The following is a 16,181-nucleotide window of genomic DNA, read 5'->3' on the forward strand; positions in this document are numbered from 1 at the left end:
GCCGACTCCCGGTCAGCTGATGTCGCGGGATTTCGTGATCATCGTACCGACCGCTCCGCCGACCACCGCGTAGGCGATCAGGACCGCCGCGCCGACCCAGCGCGGAGGGTTACCAGGCAGATCAGTTCCGGACACCATCAGCTGCGACGCGGTGGTCGGGACGATCACCTGGAGCTTGTCGAACCACTTCGCCACGTTGTTGCTGAGCAGGATGAAGACGATCCCGATGGCCTGCGTGCCGATCACGTACGTGATGGCCAGGACCAGGGTGGCCGCGATCTGGCTGCGGATCAGCACCCCGGCGCCGACGCCGAGCACCGCCCACAGCACATAGGCCAGCGCGTTCAGCCCGATCGCCCGCCACACCGCCGGTTCGCCCAGCTGGGCGCCGAGGCCGAGGTTCTTCAGGATCAGCGGGGCGAAGATCAGGTTGAACACGGTGGTGAACGCCCAGACGACGAGTCCGATGATGATCGAGGCGCCGAACTTGGCCAGGATCACCGACTCGCGGCGCGGCGTGACCAGGAACGTGGTGGTCGCCGTGAGGTGGAAGAACTCACTGGTCACCACGATCGCCGAGAGCAGCAGCACGATCAGGACGCCGCAGTATTGACCACTGGTGTAGAGGCTGGTCGCGACGTTGATCGGCTCGAGCGAGACCCGGACCTGATCGTTCTGGTCGGCCGCGCCGGCGCTGACGTTGGCGGCCAGCCAGTTGATCAGAATGCTCGCCGCGTAGAGCGGGACGAGGACGATCCCCATGATCCACCACAGTGAGGTGGTGCGGATCTTGAACAGCTCGGCTTGAACCAGCCTCATCGGATGCCCGCCTTTCCGGCCGTCAGCTGCAGGAAGACCTGTTCCAGGTCGCCGCGCTCGCCGGTCAGCTGGTGCAGCTCGACCGAGGCGGTGAAGGCGGCGTGCCCGATCGCGGCCGGTTCGGCGCCGGTGACCAGCAGCGAGCCGTCGGGCTGCGGGGCGACGGAGGCATCGAGGGCGTCGAGCGCGGCGGTCAGCCGGTCCGGCTGCGGGGTGCGCACCCGCACCTGGGCCGCGCCCATCGAGCCCAGCACGTCCTCGACCGGGCCCTGCCGGACCAGCTTGCCCGCCGCCACGATCACCACGTCGTCGGCCAGCTGCTGCATCTCGCCCAGCAGATGGCTGGAGACCAGAACCGTGCGGCCCTCGGTCGCCAGCGCCTTGAGCAGGTCGCGCATCCAGCGGATGCCCTCAGGGTCGAGGCCGTTGGCCGGCTCGTCGAGAATCAGCACAGCGGGGTCGCCGAGCATGGCCGCCGCGATGCCCAGCCGCTGCTTCATGCCCAGCGAGTAGCCCTTGAACCGGCGGTTGGCGGCCGGGGTCAGACCGACCAGCGCCAGCATCTCGTCGGCCCGGCCGTCGGGAAGGCCGGCCGCGCGGCAGATCATGCGCAGGTGGTTGCGCCCGGTGCGGCCGCGGTGCGCGCTCGACGCCTCGAGCACGGCCCCCACCCGGCGGATCGGATCGCCCAGCTCCGAGTACTTGTTGCCACCGAAGGTCGCCGACCCGGCGGTCGGTGTGACCAGGCCGAGAAGCATCCGCAGCGTGGTCGTCTTGCCGGCGCCGTTGGGACCGAGGAAGCCGGTCACCCGGCCGGTGCGGACCCGGAACGACAGATCGTCGACCGCGCGCAGCTTTTTGTATTGCTTGGTGAGGTGGTCCACGACGATCTCGTCGGTGTAGGGCCGGTCCATGGGCGATCAACCTACTAGCACGGGGCCGGCGGGCCTGACCCGGCCGTATAGACAGTCGTTCATCCAGATGCCATACAGACCCACCTGAGCTGACATTCCATCGGAAGTTGCCGCCCTTACACAGGTCACATGGCCGTTCTCATGACCGCCGCCGCCCCCACCGGCACCAGTGGCTACACCCTGCTCATCGCCGACGACGCCGGTCAGGTCGAAGCCGCACAACGGCTGCGGCACGACGTCTTCGCCGGCGAACTCGGCGCGCGCCTGACCGGCGCCGTCGACGGGCGTGACGTGGACGAGTTCGACGACTTCTGCGACCACCTGATCGTGCGCGACGACGCGACCGGCACGGTGGTCGGCACCTACCGGATGCTCTCGCCGAAGGCGGCCGAGCGGGCCGGGCGCCGCTACGGCGACGGCGAGTTCGACCTCAGCAGCCTGCGCCCGCTGCGCGACCAACTGGTCGAGACCGGTCGCTCCTGCGTGCACCCGGACCACCGCTCGGGTGCCGTGGTCAACCTCATGTGGGCGGGGATCGCCCGCTACCTGCACCTCAACAACGTGCGCTGGCTCGGCGGCTGCGCCTCGGTGCCGCTGGGCGACGGCGGCACGACCGCAGCCGGCGTCTGGGCCCGGGTGCAGGGCAAGCACCTGGCTCCGCCCGCGCTGCGGGTGAAACCGCGCAACCCGTGGCTGGCCACCACCGACGTGGTCGGCGACCCCAAGGTGCAGCCGCCGGCGCTGCTCAAGGGCTATCTGCGACTCGGCAGCTGGGTCTGCGGCGAACCCGCGTACGACCCGGACTTCGACTGCGTCGACTTCTACGTGCTGTTCTCGATGGACCGGCTCGACCCGCGCTACCGGCGCCACTTCCTGGGAGCGACCCGATGATGTGGCAGCCGGTCTCCGGATGCGGGCCCCACTGCCGCGACGGTGCCGACGTGCCCGCGGCTCCCGGGATCGCCGGGCTGCGGTTGCTGGCTCTGGCCGGCGTACTCGTCGGGGGTTTGCTGCTGGTGCCGCTGATCCGCGGCACCGCGCTGCGGGCCCTGGCCCGCAGCATGCTCGCGGTGATGGGCGTGCGGGTGGAACGTCGGGGTCCCACCCTGAAACCCGGGAGCCTGCTCGTCGCCAACCACGTCTCGTGGCTCGACATCCTGGTCCTGATGGCAGCCTCGCCGGTGCGGCTGGTGGCCAAGGGCGAGGTCGGCAACTGGCCGGGCATCGGCACGCTGGCCGGTTTCTCCGGCGCGATCTTCCTCAACCGGGCGCGGCCCAAGCAGCTGCCGCACACGGTCGGCGAGGTCGCCGCATCGCTGAAGGCCGGCCGGTCGGTCGCGGTCTTCCCGGAGGGTACGACGTTCTGCGGGATCACCCAGGGCCGCTTCCGTCCGGCGATGTTCCAGGCCGCGATCGACGCGGGTGCTCCCGTGGTGCCCACGTCGATCAACTACGACTCGACCGCGGCGGCGTTCATAGGTGACGACACCCTCTGGGATTCGGTACGCCGGGTGGCCGCGCTACGGTCGCTCACGGTCACCCTGGTGACCGCGCCCGCGCTGCGCCCGACCCCCGAGGCCGACCGCCGGGCCCTCGCCCGGGCGGCGCAGACCTCGATGGGCGTGGCCGGTTACCGCCTGGCTGCCTGAGAGTTCTCTCAGAGAACTTTCAGGCGGCGTGCAGCGATCCTGCAGTGCGTTGATAAAGAATGGCGCCATGGCCGCCCAGACCCAGTCCAAGCAGAGCGAGGCGAAGCTGCTCGTCGTCGAGGACGACGCCAACATCCTCGAGCTGCTCTCCGCCAGCCTGCGTTTCGCCGGCTTCGACGTCAGCACCGCGACCAGCGGCAGCGCGGCGGTCAGCGCGGCGAAGAACGCGTCGCCCGACCTCGTCGTGCTCGACGTCATGCTCCCCGACCTCGACGGCTTCGAGGTCATCCGGCTGATGCGCGAGGGCGGCCAGCGCACCCCGGTGGTCTTCCTGACCGCCCGCGACGGCACCGACGACAAGATCCGCGGCCTGACCCTGGGCGGCGACGACTACGTCACCAAGCCGTTCAGCCTCGAGGAGCTGACCGCCCGCATCCGGGCCGTGCTCCGGCGCACCACCCAGGGCGACGAGGAGCCGTCGCGGCTGGTCTTCGCCGACCTCGAGCTCGACGAGGAGACGCACGAGGTCTACCGGGCCGGCAACCGGGTGCAGCTCTCGCCGACCGAGTTCAAGCTTCTGCGCTACCTGATGCTCAACGCCAACCGGGTGCTGTCCAAGGCGCAGATACTCGACCACGTCTGGAAGTACGACTTCCGCGGCGACGACAACATCGTCGAGTCCTACATCTCCTACCTCCGACGCAAGGTCGACAATGTCCAGCCCCGCCTGATCCACACCCTGCGGGGCGTGGGTTACGTGCTGCGCAAGCCCGCAGTCTGAGCAGGCGTTCGGTGACCGTCACCGAGCGGATCCGGCATGTCGTCGCGACTCAGCAGCCCAAGCTGCGCCGGGTACCGCTGCGCACCAAGCTGGTCGCGGCCGTGCTGGCGCTGGTGTTCGCCGCGCTGTCGCTGATCAGCGCGGCCAGCACCTACGCGCTGCACAGCTTCCTGATCGGCCGGATGGACACCCAGCTGCAGGCCTATGCGCAACAGGCGGCCGGCTGGACCGGAAGCACCCTGCAGCTCTCCTTGCTGGCCGAGGTCATCCCGCCGGAATACTTCCTGACCGTGCGCTCGGTCAGCGGCGTCGGCGCCACCCCGGTGATCTACGGCGGCAGCGGCAAGCTCACGCTGGCCGACCTCCCGACCCTGGCCAAGGGCGTCGACCAGGTAAACGAGCACGCCGGCCACGCCTACACGGCGCGGTCGACGGACGGCAAATACCTGTGGCGCATCCTCGTCGAGCGCCTCGACAACGACTCGGTGCTGCACGTCGGCCAGCGGATGACCGGCATCGAGGACGCGACCACCCGGCTGATCTGGGTCGACGTGCTGGTCGGCGTCGGCGTGCTGATCGCGCTCGCCTCGCTGGGCGCCGCCATCGTGCGGGCCAGCCTGATCCCGCTGCTCGAGATCGAGCGGACGGCGGCCCGGATCGCCGACGGTGATCTCACCCAGCGCGTCATCGACCCGGAGAACGAGCCGAACGGGGCACCGACCACCGAGCTCGGCCGGCTCTCGCGTGCGCTCAACGCCATGCTGGCCCAGATCGAAACCGCGTTCATGGCCCGGGCCCGGTCCGAGGCGGAGGCCAAGCAGGCGGCCGAGGCGGCCCAGCTCTCCGAAGGCCGCGCCGTGCAGTCCGAGGCCAAGATGCGGCAGTTCGTCGCCGACGCGTCGCACGAGCTGCGCACGCCGCTGACCACCATCCGCGGCTTCGCCGAGCTCTATCGCCAGGGCGCGGTCAGAAATCCCGACGACGTGGCCCGGCTGGTGCGCCGCATCGAGGACGAGGCGGCCCGCATGGGCCTGCTGGTCGAGGACCTGCTCCTGCTGGCCCGGCTCGACCGGGAACGCCCACTCACGCTCGGCCCGGTCGAGCTGCCGGTGCTCGCGATCGACGCGGTGCAGGCGGCCGAGGCGACCGCGCCCGACCGCACGATCACGCTGGAGATCTCCGACCAGCCGGAGCGCCTGGTGGCGTACGGCGATGACGGTCGCCTGCGCCAGGTGATCGGCAATCTGATGACGAACGCCCTGGTGCATACGCCGCCGGAGGCGGCGATCACCCTTCGCCTGTACGCCGCGCCGGGTGACCGCGCGGTGGTGGAGATCAGCGACGACGGGCCGGGCCTGAGCGATGAGCAGCGGGCGCGCGTCTTCGAACGGTTCTATCGGGCCGACGAGGCCCGCACCCGGCACACCGAGCGGGAGGCCACCGGAACCGGGCTCGGCCTGGCCATCGTGGCGGCCATCGTGCGGGCCCACGAGGGCAGCGTCGAGGTGCTGAGCGAGCCCGGGCAGGGCGCCACCTTCCGGGTTACTTTGCCGACGCTAAATCCCGATAAAGGCTTCACAGAAAATGTCCAGGGGTAACACAGGTCGATTCGAGAACGGCGGGGCAAGGTGGGTGACATGAACGAGAACGAGACCGACCCGCGACCCGCGGACGCCGCCGGAGAGAGCAAGGCTCCGGAGAGCACCGGCCCGGAGAGCGCCGCACCGGCCAGTGCCGGCCCGGAGGGCGGCAACCCGGAGCGGGCAGAGCCGGAGCAGCCGACCGCCTCCCAGCCCGGCGCCCCTCTTCCGGTCGGCAGCTGGAACCAGTCGCCCCAGTCGCCCCAGTCGCCACCTCAGTCGCCGTGGCAGCAGCCGCAGGCTCACGAGCAGCAGCACCCGACCGTTCAGATGCCGTATGGGCAGCAGCACCCGGGCTACAGCGGCTACCAGCAGCACCCCGGCTACCAGCAGCCGTACGCGCAGCATTCGGCCTATGCCGCATGGTCCCAGCAGCAGGCAGCCGCCGGCGGCCAGCAGCCGGGTGCCGAGGGCACCACGGCGACCTGGGCCCACCCGGTCGGCACCGATTCGCAGCAGCCGCCGTCGCCGCCCGGACGGGGCCGCAAGATCTTCGCGGCCGGCGCCGCGGCCGTGCTGATCGCTCTCGCCGCGGGTGGGGTCGGCGCCGCCACGGCACTGGCCATCGACAACGACGGCAACCCGCCGGCGATCCAGACCAGCAACTCGTCGGTGACCCGGGTGGTCGACCGTTCCTCGCTGGCCCAGATCGCCTCGTCGGTGCAGGACAGCGTCGTCTCGATCACCACCCAGTCGGGTGAGGGTTCGGGCGTGATCTTCTCCGCCGACGGCTACATCGTCACCAACAACCACGTGGTGGCGACCGCCCAGGGTAAGACGGTCACCGTCATCTTCTCCGACGGTAAGAAGGTCACGGCCGACATCATCGGCACCGACCAGCGTGACGACCTGGCCGTGGTCAAGGCCTCCGGGGTCAGCGGCCTGCACGCGGCCAAGTTCGGCAGCAGCGCCAAGATGGAGGTCGGTGACACGGTTCTGGCCATCGGCAGCCCGCTCGGCCTCGAGGGCTCGGTGACCGCCGGCATCATCAGCGCCAAGGACCGCACGATCCAGTCCAGCAGCGAGGACCAGCAACAGCAGCAGGGCGGCGACCCGTTCGGCGGTGGCCAGCAGCAACAGCAGCAGGGCAGCACCACCTCGATGTCCGGCCTGCTGCAGACCGACGCCCCGATCAACCCGGGCAACTCCGGCGGCGCGCTGGTCAACACCAACGGTGAGGTCATCGGCATCAACTCGGCGATCGCGACCCAGGGACAGGGCAGCGGCAACATCGGCCTCGGCTTCGCCATCCCGAGCGACAAGGCGGCCTCGATCGCGCAGCAGCTGGCGGCCGGCAAGCAGCCCGCCCACCCGGCCCTCGGCGTGAGCGTGGCCGACGCGGAGAACGGCGGCGCCCTGGTCAGCAGCGTCACCGCCAACAGCGCCGCCTCGAAGGCCGGCCTGCAGCAGGGCGACGTGATCACCGCGGTCGACGGCAAGGCGATCAACGGCGCCGACGATCTGGTCCAGGCCATCCAGGGCGGCTCGGTCGGGCAGAAGATGACGATCGACTACACCCGTAACGGCGCCAAGAAGACGGTCAGCGTGACGCTGGCCGAGGCCCAGTAGGAAAGCTTCTCCTCCCCGATGCGGCGGGCGGTGTGACAAGGGGGTTGTCACACCGTCCGCCGTACGCCTGTATAGGACGCGCGGTATGCCGCTATTCAGGACTTATCTTGCAATCCATGATTTTTCGGCACGGGGGACTCGCCCTCCGCGTGGGCGACGGCCTAATCTCCATCCCGCTGAGGCCAACCGCGGATTCGGCGCACGGAGAGGCACCCTGAGTTGACGTACGTCGATACCCGGACGAATGTCTGGGAGGCGCTGGCCGGGCGGGCGCCCGGCGAGCCCACCGGCCCCACCGACCCCGGTCTCTGGGGTGCGGTCGTCGACCGCCTCAACCCGGCCCGGGCGCGCCCGGTGCTGCGGGCCGGCATCGAAGCCATGCAGATGACCGCCGTGCGCGGCGGTGACTACATCATGCTGCGCTCGCCCGACGACGGCAGCCGCCCCGGCTACCTCCGGCTCACCCCCGAAGAGTGGCAGCTCGCGCTCCTGATGGACGGCTCGAGCACGGTCACCCTCCTGGTCGCCGAGTTCGCCCGCATCGCCGGCCGGCTCGCCCCCGACGAGGTCCGCCGGGTGGTCGCCGACCTGGCCGGCCACCGCATGCTCGACGAACTGCCGATGGACGCGTTCCGGCCGCTCGATGAGATGCAGCACCAAGACCCCGAGCGCACCGCCCGCGGCCGCCGCACGCTCGTGTTCGACGCCGACGGTTTCGCCACCTCGCTCTACCGGGCCGGCGGCCGGTTCTTCTTCGGCAAGGTCGCCGCGGCCGTGCAGGCCCTGCTGGTCGTGGCCGGGCTGGGCCTGTTCGCGCTGACCTGGATCCGCGGCGGCCAGTCGCTGTTCCTGTCCGGTGGGTCATACCTGCTGGGCGCGGTCGTGCTGATCCTGCTCAACGTGCTGGTCGTGGCCGGTCACCAGCTCAGCCACGCGCTCGCCGCCAAGCACGTCGGCCGGGACGTACCGGCCGGCGGCTTCGTCCTCTACTTCGGCATCCCGTCGTTCTTCCTCGACACCGCCGACGCCTGGATGGCCGGCCGCCGCGCCCGCATGCTGGTCTCCGCGGTGGGGCCGCTCAGCTCGCTGATGCTGGCCGGGCTCGCGCAGACGATCGGGTACGCGCTGCCGATGCTCGGTGGGCTGGCCTTCAAGCTGGCCTTCCTGTGGTACCTGAACGCGTTCCTGCACCTCAGCCCCCTGCTTCCGCTCGACGGCCACTATCTGCTCAGCGACTGGCTCGAGATCCCGCAGCTGCGTGGCCGGGCGCTCTCGTGGATCGGCGGCCGGCTGCGTGGCCGACCGCCGCGCTGGTCGGTGCTCGACCGCGAGGGCCGGATCATCGGCCTGTACGGGATGCTCGCCGTGCTCTGGCTGGCCGTCGCCGCGATCCTGGCCGTGCGGATCTGGTCGGACCGGGTCGACGGTCTGGTCACCGGCCTCTGGCACGCCGGCTTCGGCGGCGTCCTGCTGCTCCTGCTGATCGTGGTCGGCCTGTTCGCCCGGCCGATCTACTTTCTGCTCGGCCGGGCCACCCGGGCCTGGCGGGGAGCGCGGCAGCGCTCGGCCGAGAACGACCGCGAGGGCGACACCCCGCGCCGGCTGGCCGCCCTGCTCGCCTCCGATCTGGGCGGCCTGCCCGAGCCGGCGCTGCACGGCCTGGCCTCGCGGGCCCGCTGGGTGCACGCCCCGGCCGGTCGCCAGCTGGTGCTGGCCGGCGGTGCCCAGTCGGCCGTCCACGTCGTGGTCGACGGCACGCTGCACGCGCGCAAGCCCGGCGACCCGCCCGGCACGATCCGCCACCAGGTCGGCCCGGGCGGCGTGGTCGGCCTGGTCAACGCACTGGGCGGCCGTGCGACCCAGCTCGATTGGTACGCGGCCGGCACCACGTCGCTCTCGATCCCGGCCGCCACCGTCGCGACCGTGGTCGGCCCGCTGCCCGGCCCGCCGCCGGACGACCTGCTCGAGGCCGAGGCCCTGTTCGCCGACACCCCGGCGCTCGCGGCGCTCGCCGTCGATCAGCGGCTGGCCCTGATCGCCTCGGCCCACCCGGTCGACCTGGAGGCCGGCGCGCCGGTGATCCTGCCCGGCCCGACCCACGCCGTGGTCGTCGAGTCGGGTGTGATCGCCATGGCCGACGACATCGAACTGCGCCGGGGCACCCTGATCGGCCCGGTCGGCGACGGCAGCCCGGGCATGGTCGCGCAGGCTCGCACCCCGGTGCGGCTCTGGGTCGTCCCGGACGCCTCCGACCTGCCCCCGCTGGTCGGGGCCACTCACCGCCCGGGCTCGTCGATCCCGGTGGTCAGCGTGCGGGGTGCACTGGCACCGAGCGTCGTCAGCCCCGACTCGTACCCTCCGCTGGCCGTGCCGCCCGGCCCGCCGCCCGAGGAGAACGACGCCGAGGTCGACCGCCGTTTCGAGCGCCGGCTGTGGTGGCTGGTGGCCGGCGTCCTGGTGGTTGCGCTGGTGCTGGCCGGCCTGAGCGTGCGTTCCGGGCCGGCCTGGGCCGAGATGCCGTCCGACAAGGGCCTGCTGACCGTCGACAGCGGCGTGATGACGGTCGTGGTCGCGGGTGACGCGGTCACGCTCGCCCCGGGCGACCGGCGATACGTCGGCGACGGCACCCAGATCAGTGTTCCGGTCGGCGCGCGCGGCCGGCTGACCTTCCCGGGCGGAGCGGCGGCGCTGTTCTGCGGCGGGGCGCAGGCCCAGATCGGCAAGCTCGACGTCGACGGCGGGCGTTCCCGCACGGTGCATGCCGTGCTGACGCTCCAGTCCGGGCGCGTGCTCGCCGACACGGCCGGCACCAGCGGGGCATACCAGCCGCTCGCGCTGACCGTGGCCCGCGCGCGCAACGACGTGAGCGCGACGACGGCGGCCTGGTTCTGGGTCGAACCGGCCGCCGACTCCGTGTCGACCGGCAAGGTGACCATCGGGACGACCCCGGCCAGGGCCACGCACAAGACGCTCGGCTGCGGTGACGGGGTGGCGGTGACCCCGCCCGCGTCGGAGACGCCGGACCCGGCGCTCGACGCGCCGCTGCCGTCCGATTCGGCGTCGGTCGCGCCGGTCCAGTCGGTGGCACCGAGCGTGACCATGACGTTGCCGACGCCGACCGGGGAGCCGACGACGGTTGCCCCGAGGACCACGCCGCCGGTCGAGGCCACACAGACCACGAAGCCCGCGGTGACTCACACGGTCCGGCCGCCGACGAGGCCGACCACGAAGCCGACCACGAGGCCGACGACCGCGCCGACGACGCCGGCGACCACCGCGCCGACGACGCCGCCGACGACCGCCCCCACGACTCCTCCGAGCGAAGGGGAGTAAGACTCCGTGCTCTGCTGGTTCTGCTCCGAACAGGCCCGCGCGACGTGCCGCTTCTGCGGTCGCGCGGTCTGCGCGGACCACGCCCGTTTCGGCCCCTACCTCCTGCAGGTGACCCGGTCGCTGGAGCGGGACCGGGCCGAGGGCCTGGTGGTCGAGGACGCCGTCCAGTGCGGCACGTGCCGGCCCCGGCCGCAGCCGGTGCCGATGCCCGAACTCGACTAATCCTCGTTCATCTATTTACAACTTCAGTTAACAGTCCTAATAATTGGCCATGCGCCGATCGATGATCTTCGCCGTGGCCTCCGTCCTCGCGGCGGCCGGCACCACCGTGTACCTCGGGTCGTCCGCCAGCGCCGCGACCGCGTGCGCGCCGGCGTGGAGCGCGACCGCCGTCTACGTGGGTGGCAACACCGCCTCCCAGAACGGACACAACTACTCCGCCAAGTGGTGGACCCAGAACGAGTCCCCCGCCACGCACTCCGGCCAGTGGGACGTCTGGGCCGACGGCGGGGCCTGCGGGGGCGGCACCACGCCGCCGCCCACTACAGCCCCGCCGACGACTGCCCCACCCACCACGGCCCCGCCGACGACTGCTCCGCCGACGACTGCTCCGCCCACCACTCCGCCGCCGCCTCCTCCTAACACGGGCATCCCCAAGCACGCCCTGATCGGCTACCTGCACGAGACGTTCGCCAACGGCTCCGGCTACATGAAGATGTCCGACGTACCGAGCAACTGGGACATCATCGACCTGGCGTTCGGCGAGCCGTCGAGCGCGACCTCCGGTGACATCCACTTCACCCGGTGCTCGGCGAGCGAATGCCCCGGCGTCGAGTCCGACGCCGACTTCCAGGCCGCGATCAAGGCCAAGCAGGCGGCGGGCAAGAAGGTGCTGCTCTCGATCGGCGGCGCCAACGGTGAAGTCCAGCTGACCACCACCGCGGCCCGCGACAAGTTCGTCAGCTCGGTCAGCGCGATCATCGACCGGTGGGGCCTGAACGGCCTCGACGTCGACTTCGAGGGCCACTCGCTGTCGCTGAACACCGGCGACACCGACTTCAAAAACCCGACCACCCCGGTCATCGTCAACCTGATCAGCGCGCTGAAGTCGCTCAAGGCCCGCTACGGCGCCGGCTTCGTGCTGACCATGGCCCCGGAGACGTTCTTCGTCCAGCTGGGCTACCAGTTCTACGGCTCGGGGCCGTTCGGCGGCCAGGACCCGAGGGCCGGCTCGTTCCTGCCGGTCATCTACGCGATGCGCAACGACCTGACGATCCTGCACGTCCAGGACTACAACTCGGGCCCGATCATGGGCCTGGACAACCAGTACCACAACATGGGCGGCGCGGATTTCCACATCGCCATGACCGACATGCTGGTGGCCGGCTTCCCGGTCGCCGGCAACACGGCCAGCATGTTCCCGGCGCTGCGCCCCGACCAGGTCGCGTTCGGCGCCCCGGCCACGGTCAACGCCGGCAATGGCTACGTCGCCCCGGCGGCCGTCCAGCAGGCGTTCGGCTGCCTGGCCAAGGGCACGAACTGCGGCGGCTACACCCTCCGCGGCGGCGCACACAGCGACCTCCGCGGCCTGATGACCTGGTCGATCAACTGGGACCACTTCAACGGCTACGAGTTCCAGAACCAGAACGGCGCGTACATCAAGAGTATCGGCTGACCGATCTGGAAATGCCTGACCACCGGCCGGGGCGAGCGGGGCGTTGGCGCGCCCGGAACGCTCGCCCCGACCGGGCGACCTGCGCTGTTACAGATAAGGCCGGGTGATCAGCTCGATGGCGTGGCCGGCCGGGTCCTTGAAGTAGACGCCGCGGCCGCCGTGCTCGTCATTGATCTCGCCCGGCCGCTTCATCTGAGGGTCGGCCCAGTGCGTGACGTCCTGGGACTTCAGCCGGGCGTAGGCGCGGTCGAACAGGTCGTCGTCGAGCAGGAAGGCGTAGTGCTGCATCTGGATGTCGACCGGCGGCTCGGCGAACTGGAGCAGTACGCCGTCGGTGAGCTGCACGTTGGTGAACAGGCCCCAGGACGGCGCCTCGGGGAGTTCCAGCAGTTCGCGGAAGAAGCGGGCCGACTCGGTGCGGTCCTTGGACGCGATGATGGTGTGGTTGAACGTGACTGCCATGGTGGTTGACCTCGCGAAACACTCGACACGGACGGATTCGTCGGTGCACGGGTGGGCGGCGGGCCGCGGGCGGTCAGCTGTCCACCGGATCGCCCGTCTGTGCATGGCTCGACGCCGGTCCGGTGTTCACGACCACGAGACTAGCGGTCACCGCGTACCGGAGAAAGCCGCAAGCGAGGCGGTGAGCCGAGCCGCGTCGGGGTTGCCGTGACACGATGTGTTGCATGGTCAACAGTCCGGTCGCGTTCGTGCTCGGCGGGGGTGGGGTGCTCGGCGCGGTTGAGGTCGGGATGCTGCGGGCGCTGTTCCGGGCCGGGTTCCGGCCCGATGTGGTGATCGGCACTTCGATCGGCGCGGTCAACGGGGCGCTGGTGGCGCTCGATCCCAGCGAGGCGATCACCGATCGGCTGGTGCGGTTGTGGACGTCGCCGGAGGCGGCCGAGGTCTACGGCGATTCGATCGGACGTCAGCTGCGGCGGTTCGCGGCCCGCACCCATCTGCACTCGCCGTTGCCGCTGCGCCGGCTTCTCCAGAGTGAGCTGGGGGAGCAGTCGACGTTCGCCGATCTGAAGGTGCCGTTCCGGTGCTGCGCCGCCAGCATCGAGCGGGCGGCCGAGCACTGGTTCGACAGCGGGCCGCTGGTCGACGCCGTGCTCGCCTCGTCGGCCGTGCCCGGGCTGCTTCCCCCGATGGAGATCGAGGGAGAGCACTATGTGGACGGTGGGATCGTCAACTCGATCCCGATCGGGGAGGCGGTGCGGGTCGGCGCCAAGCTGATCTTCGTGCTGCAGGTGGGCCGGGTCGAGCGTCCTCTCACCGTGCCCCGCCGGCCGTGGGAGGTGGCTCAGGTGGCGTTCGAGATCGCCCGCCGGCATCGGTTCGCCCGCGAGATGTCGGCGCTGCCGGGCGACGTCCGGGTGCACGTGCTGCCGAGCGGTGGCGGTGGTGAGTCCCGCGACGACAGCCCGTGGGCCTACCGCGACATGGCGCGGGTGGGCCGCCGGATCAGCCGGGCCTACACCGCTTCCCGCCGCTACCTGCACGCCAATGTGCACGGCGGGCACTGATGCCGCCTCCCCCCTCGTGGATCCGCCGTCTCCTCCTCGGCCCCCTCGTCGTCGCGCTCGCCGTGACGCTGCTCGTCTCGCTGCCGGTCTGGCTGGTGCTGGCCCTGATCGCGTCGCCGCTGGTGCCCGGCCATCTGCGGGTGCCCCGGCTGATGTTCCTGGCGATCGCCTACCTGGTCTGGGACGCCTCGGCGCTGATCGTGCTGGCCGCGCTCTGGGTCGCCTCCGGCTTCGGCTGGAAGATCCGTACGCCGGCTTTCCAGCGCGCCCACTACGTGGTGACCGGCAAGTTCCTCGGGTTCCTGTTCTGGATCGCCCGCTGGTCGTTGCACCTGGTCGTGGACGTCGTCGGCACCGACCCGGACACCGCGCGGCCCGGCCGCCCCGAGATCGTGGTGAGCCGGCACGCCGGGCCCGGTGACTCGTTCATCCTGATCCACGCGCTGGTCAACTGGTTCGCCCGGGAGCCGCGCATCGTGCTGAAGGCGACCCTGCAGTGGGATCCGACGGTCGACGTGTTGCTCAACCGGCTGCCCAACCGTTTCGTCACGCCAGGTCGCACCGGTTCCCGCCCGCTCGAGGAGGAGGTCGGCGAGCTGGCGGTCGGGCTGGACGACAACGACGCCTTCGTGATCTTCCCGGAGGGCGGCAACTTCACCCCGCGGCGGCGGATCAAGGCCATCCAGTGGCTCCGGTCGCACGGCATGCCGGTGCTCGCCCGAAAGGCGGAAAACCTGCGGAACGTGCTGCCGCCGAAGCCCGCCGGACTGTTCGCGGCGATCGACGCCGCGCCCGACTCCGGAGTGATTTTCGTCGCGCACACCGGGCTCGACCGGATGATGACGGTCGCGGACGTCTGGCGGGAGCTGCCGATGGACAAGCGCCTGGTGATGCGGTTCTGGAGCGTCGACCCTCAGGACGTGCCGACCGGTGAGGAGGAGCGGGTCGCCTGGCTCTACGACTGGTGGGCCCGGATCGACCGCTGGATCGAGGAGAACCGGCCGGCGGCCCGTCCGCTGACCACGGACTGGGCCGCCCGCCGGTTGAAGATCTAGGAGCCCAGCGCCTTGTAGATGCTGTCCGGCGCCTCGGTGACCGACGAGGCCGCCGGCCGCTCAACGGTCACCGGCGCGCCGTAACCGCTGTACAGCGCGTCGATCGGCTCGGTCTTCTGACCGTTGACCGGGGGCAGGTCGATTTTGAGCTCCTGCAGCTGCCCCTGCGCGTCGAGCCCGGCGGTGAACGGCACCTGCGAGGCAGCCTGGCCGTACCCGTCGATCGTGACCTTGCTGAGGCCGGCGAGGCCGGCGGCCTTGGTCAGGTCGAGCGTGCCGGCGTAGCTGTTGGAGCCGGTCGAGTGCACGTCCGTGGTCGAGCTGAGCAGCTTGGCCGTGTTGACCGGGTCGATCTGGTCCGGCCGCAGCCCGATGCTCGCGTCGGCCGGCAGGCGTGACCCGTCGACGTGCGTCCAGCTGTTGTTCTTGGTGATTCCGGGGATCTGGACGTACAGGTCCTGGTCGATCAGCAGCGTCTTGATGTTGACCGAAGCGTTCGGGCCGGTGGCGGTCACGTCGGCGGTGCCGGCGCCGTGCGGGGCGTCGATCGCGCCGGTCAGCTTGAAGCCGGCGCCCGAGGTCACCGTGATCTTGAAACTTTCCTGGTCGAGCTTGGCCGTGGCCGCCGCCAGCTGCGAAGCCGCGGCCGGGTCGGCCGCCGACGCCGCCGCCGAGCTCGCGGTGGGTGCGGGGGCGCTGGCCGCGCCACTCGGGGTGGTGGAGGCGTTGTCGCAACCGGCTACCGCGAGAGCGACCGCGGCCGTCGTCACGAGGCCCAGTCCGGCGAGCCGTGGTGTGCGCATGTAGATCCCTTCATCGCGCCGTTCGTCCGGATTGACGAACGTGCGAGGGAATGTGCCCGAACCTGCCGCACAGCAAACGGTAAGTGGACCGCACTAAGCTCAGGACCATGGCTGAGCTGCTCGACGCCGATTCCCTGCGCGATGCCGTCGCTGTACTCGACGGTTGGGAGGGCGGTCCCGAGGCGATCGTTCGCACTATTGGTCTTCGCAGTTTTCCGGCAGCGATCCAGGTCGTCGACCGGGTCGCCGAGGTCGCGGAGGAAATGGATCATCATCCGGACATTGACATTCGCTGGCGTACCCTGACTTTCCGCTGCGTGACCCACTCGGCCGGCGGTGTCACCACGCGTGACATCGCGCTGGCCAACCGCATCGACCGCATTCTCGCCGACGCCTCGGCCTGACGCCGTCGCC

15 protein-coding genes are annotated in these 16,181 nt (G+C 70.8%); 11 read left to right on the plus strand and 4 right to left on the minus strand.

Translation table 11 applies throughout. From position 1 onward, the window contains the following. Positions 1-12 precede the first annotated feature (12 nt). Positions 13-819 (minus strand): ABC transporter permease, encoded by an 807-nt coding sequence (locus ACIA5C_RS36380; protein WP_396063267.1) that lies wholly within the window; start codon positions 817-819, stop codon positions 13-15. Then, positions 816-1,733: an ABC transporter ATP-binding protein gene (locus tag ACIA5C_RS36385; protein ID WP_396063269.1), complete on the minus strand. Its 918-nt coding sequence runs from the start codon at positions 1,731-1,733 to the stop codon at positions 816-818. Before ACIA5C_RS36385 ends, ACIA5C_RS36380 begins: the two co-directional genes overlap by 4 nt. A gap of 129 nt (positions 1,734-1,862) precedes the next feature. Here ACIA5C_RS36385 and ACIA5C_RS36390 point away from each other — a divergent pair, with 129 nt between their 5' ends. The 8 genes from ACIA5C_RS36390 to ACIA5C_RS36425 all read left to right on the plus strand — a co-directional run bounded on the left by ACIA5C_RS36390 (position 1,863) and on the right by ACIA5C_RS36425 (position 12,380). Next, positions 1,863-2,624, plus strand: coding sequence for a GNAT family N-acetyltransferase (locus ACIA5C_RS36390; protein WP_396063271.1), 762 nt, complete (start codon positions 1,863-1,865; stop codon positions 2,622-2,624). Between the two features lie 50 nt (positions 2,625-2,674). After that, positions 2,675-3,382, plus strand: a complete 708-nt coding sequence (locus tag ACIA5C_RS36395) for a lysophospholipid acyltransferase family protein (protein ID WP_396063273.1) — start codon at positions 2,675-2,677, stop codon at positions 3,380-3,382. Between the two features lie 67 nt (positions 3,383-3,449). Next, positions 3,450-4,163, plus strand: coding sequence for a response regulator transcription factor (locus ACIA5C_RS36400; protein ID WP_396063275.1), 714 nt, complete (start codon positions 3,450-3,452; stop codon positions 4,161-4,163). An 11-nt stretch (positions 4,164-4,174) separates the two neighbouring features. Next, positions 4,175-5,761 (plus strand): sensor histidine kinase, encoded by a 1,587-nt coding sequence (locus tag ACIA5C_RS36405; RefSeq protein WP_396063277.1) that lies wholly within the window; start codon positions 4,175-4,177, stop codon positions 5,759-5,761. A gap of 39 nt (positions 5,762-5,800) precedes the next feature. Continuing rightward, a complete protein-coding gene (locus ACIA5C_RS36410; protein WP_396063279.1) occupies positions 5,801-7,372 on the plus strand; it encodes a S1C family serine protease in 1,572 nt (523 codons plus the stop codon). A 219-nt stretch (positions 7,373-7,591) separates the two neighbouring features. After that, positions 7,592-10,705, plus strand: a complete 3,114-nt coding sequence (locus ACIA5C_RS36415) for a cyclic nucleotide-binding protein (protein ID WP_396063281.1) — start codon at positions 7,592-7,594, stop codon at positions 10,703-10,705. A gap of 6 nt (positions 10,706-10,711) precedes the next feature. After that, on the plus strand, positions 10,712-10,927 hold the full coding sequence (locus tag ACIA5C_RS36420) for a hypothetical protein (RefSeq protein WP_396063283.1): 216 nt from the start codon (positions 10,712-10,714) through the stop codon (positions 10,925-10,927). Positions 10,928-10,976: 49 nt separating this feature from the next. Beyond that, complete coding sequence (locus ACIA5C_RS36425) at positions 10,977-12,380, plus strand: chitinase (protein ID WP_396063285.1); 1,404 nt, start codon at positions 10,977-10,979, stop codon at positions 12,378-12,380. Between the two features lie 87 nt (positions 12,381-12,467). On the opposite strand, the gene ACIA5C_RS36430 is transcribed toward ACIA5C_RS36425, so the two are convergent. Further along, positions 12,468-12,842, minus strand: a complete 375-nt coding sequence (locus ACIA5C_RS36430) for a VOC family protein (RefSeq protein WP_396063287.1) — start codon at positions 12,840-12,842, stop codon at positions 12,468-12,470. Between the two features lie 224 nt (positions 12,843-13,066). Here ACIA5C_RS36430 and ACIA5C_RS36435 point away from each other — a divergent pair, with 224 nt between their 5' ends. After that, the gene (locus ACIA5C_RS36435; RefSeq protein ID WP_396063289.1) at positions 13,067-13,909 is read left to right on the plus strand and encodes a patatin-like phospholipase family protein; all 843 of its coding nucleotides are present in this window, start codon (positions 13,067-13,069) and stop codon (positions 13,907-13,909) included. Beyond that, positions 13,909-14,964 carry a 1-acyl-sn-glycerol-3-phosphate acyltransferase gene (locus ACIA5C_RS36440; RefSeq protein ID WP_396063291.1) on the plus strand — a complete coding sequence of 352 codons (1,056 nt, stop codon included), beginning with the start codon at positions 13,909-13,911 and terminating at the stop codon, positions 14,962-14,964. The genes ACIA5C_RS36435 and ACIA5C_RS36440 overlap by 1 nt, the downstream gene beginning before the upstream one ends. Here ACIA5C_RS36440 and ACIA5C_RS36445 read toward each other — a convergent pair. Then, on the minus strand, positions 14,961-15,767 hold the full coding sequence (locus ACIA5C_RS36445; RefSeq protein WP_396063293.1) for a hypothetical protein: 807 nt from the start codon (positions 15,765-15,767) through the stop codon (positions 14,961-14,963). The two genes, ACIA5C_RS36440 and ACIA5C_RS36445, sit on opposite strands and share 4 nt — an antisense overlap. Positions 15,768-15,874: 107 nt before the next feature. Between ACIA5C_RS36445 and ACIA5C_RS36450 the strand changes: the two genes are divergently transcribed. Beyond that, positions 15,875-16,171 carry a 4a-hydroxytetrahydrobiopterin dehydratase gene (locus ACIA5C_RS36450; RefSeq protein WP_396063295.1) on the plus strand — a complete coding sequence of 99 codons (297 nt, stop codon included), beginning with the start codon at positions 15,875-15,877 and terminating at the stop codon, positions 16,169-16,171. The last annotated feature ends 10 nt before the right edge of the window (positions 16,172-16,181 follow it).

The organism is Actinoplanes sp. NPDC051343, from assembly GCF_044455125.1.
Lineage (GTDB): Bacteria > Actinomycetota > Actinomycetes > Mycobacteriales > Micromonosporaceae > Actinoplanes.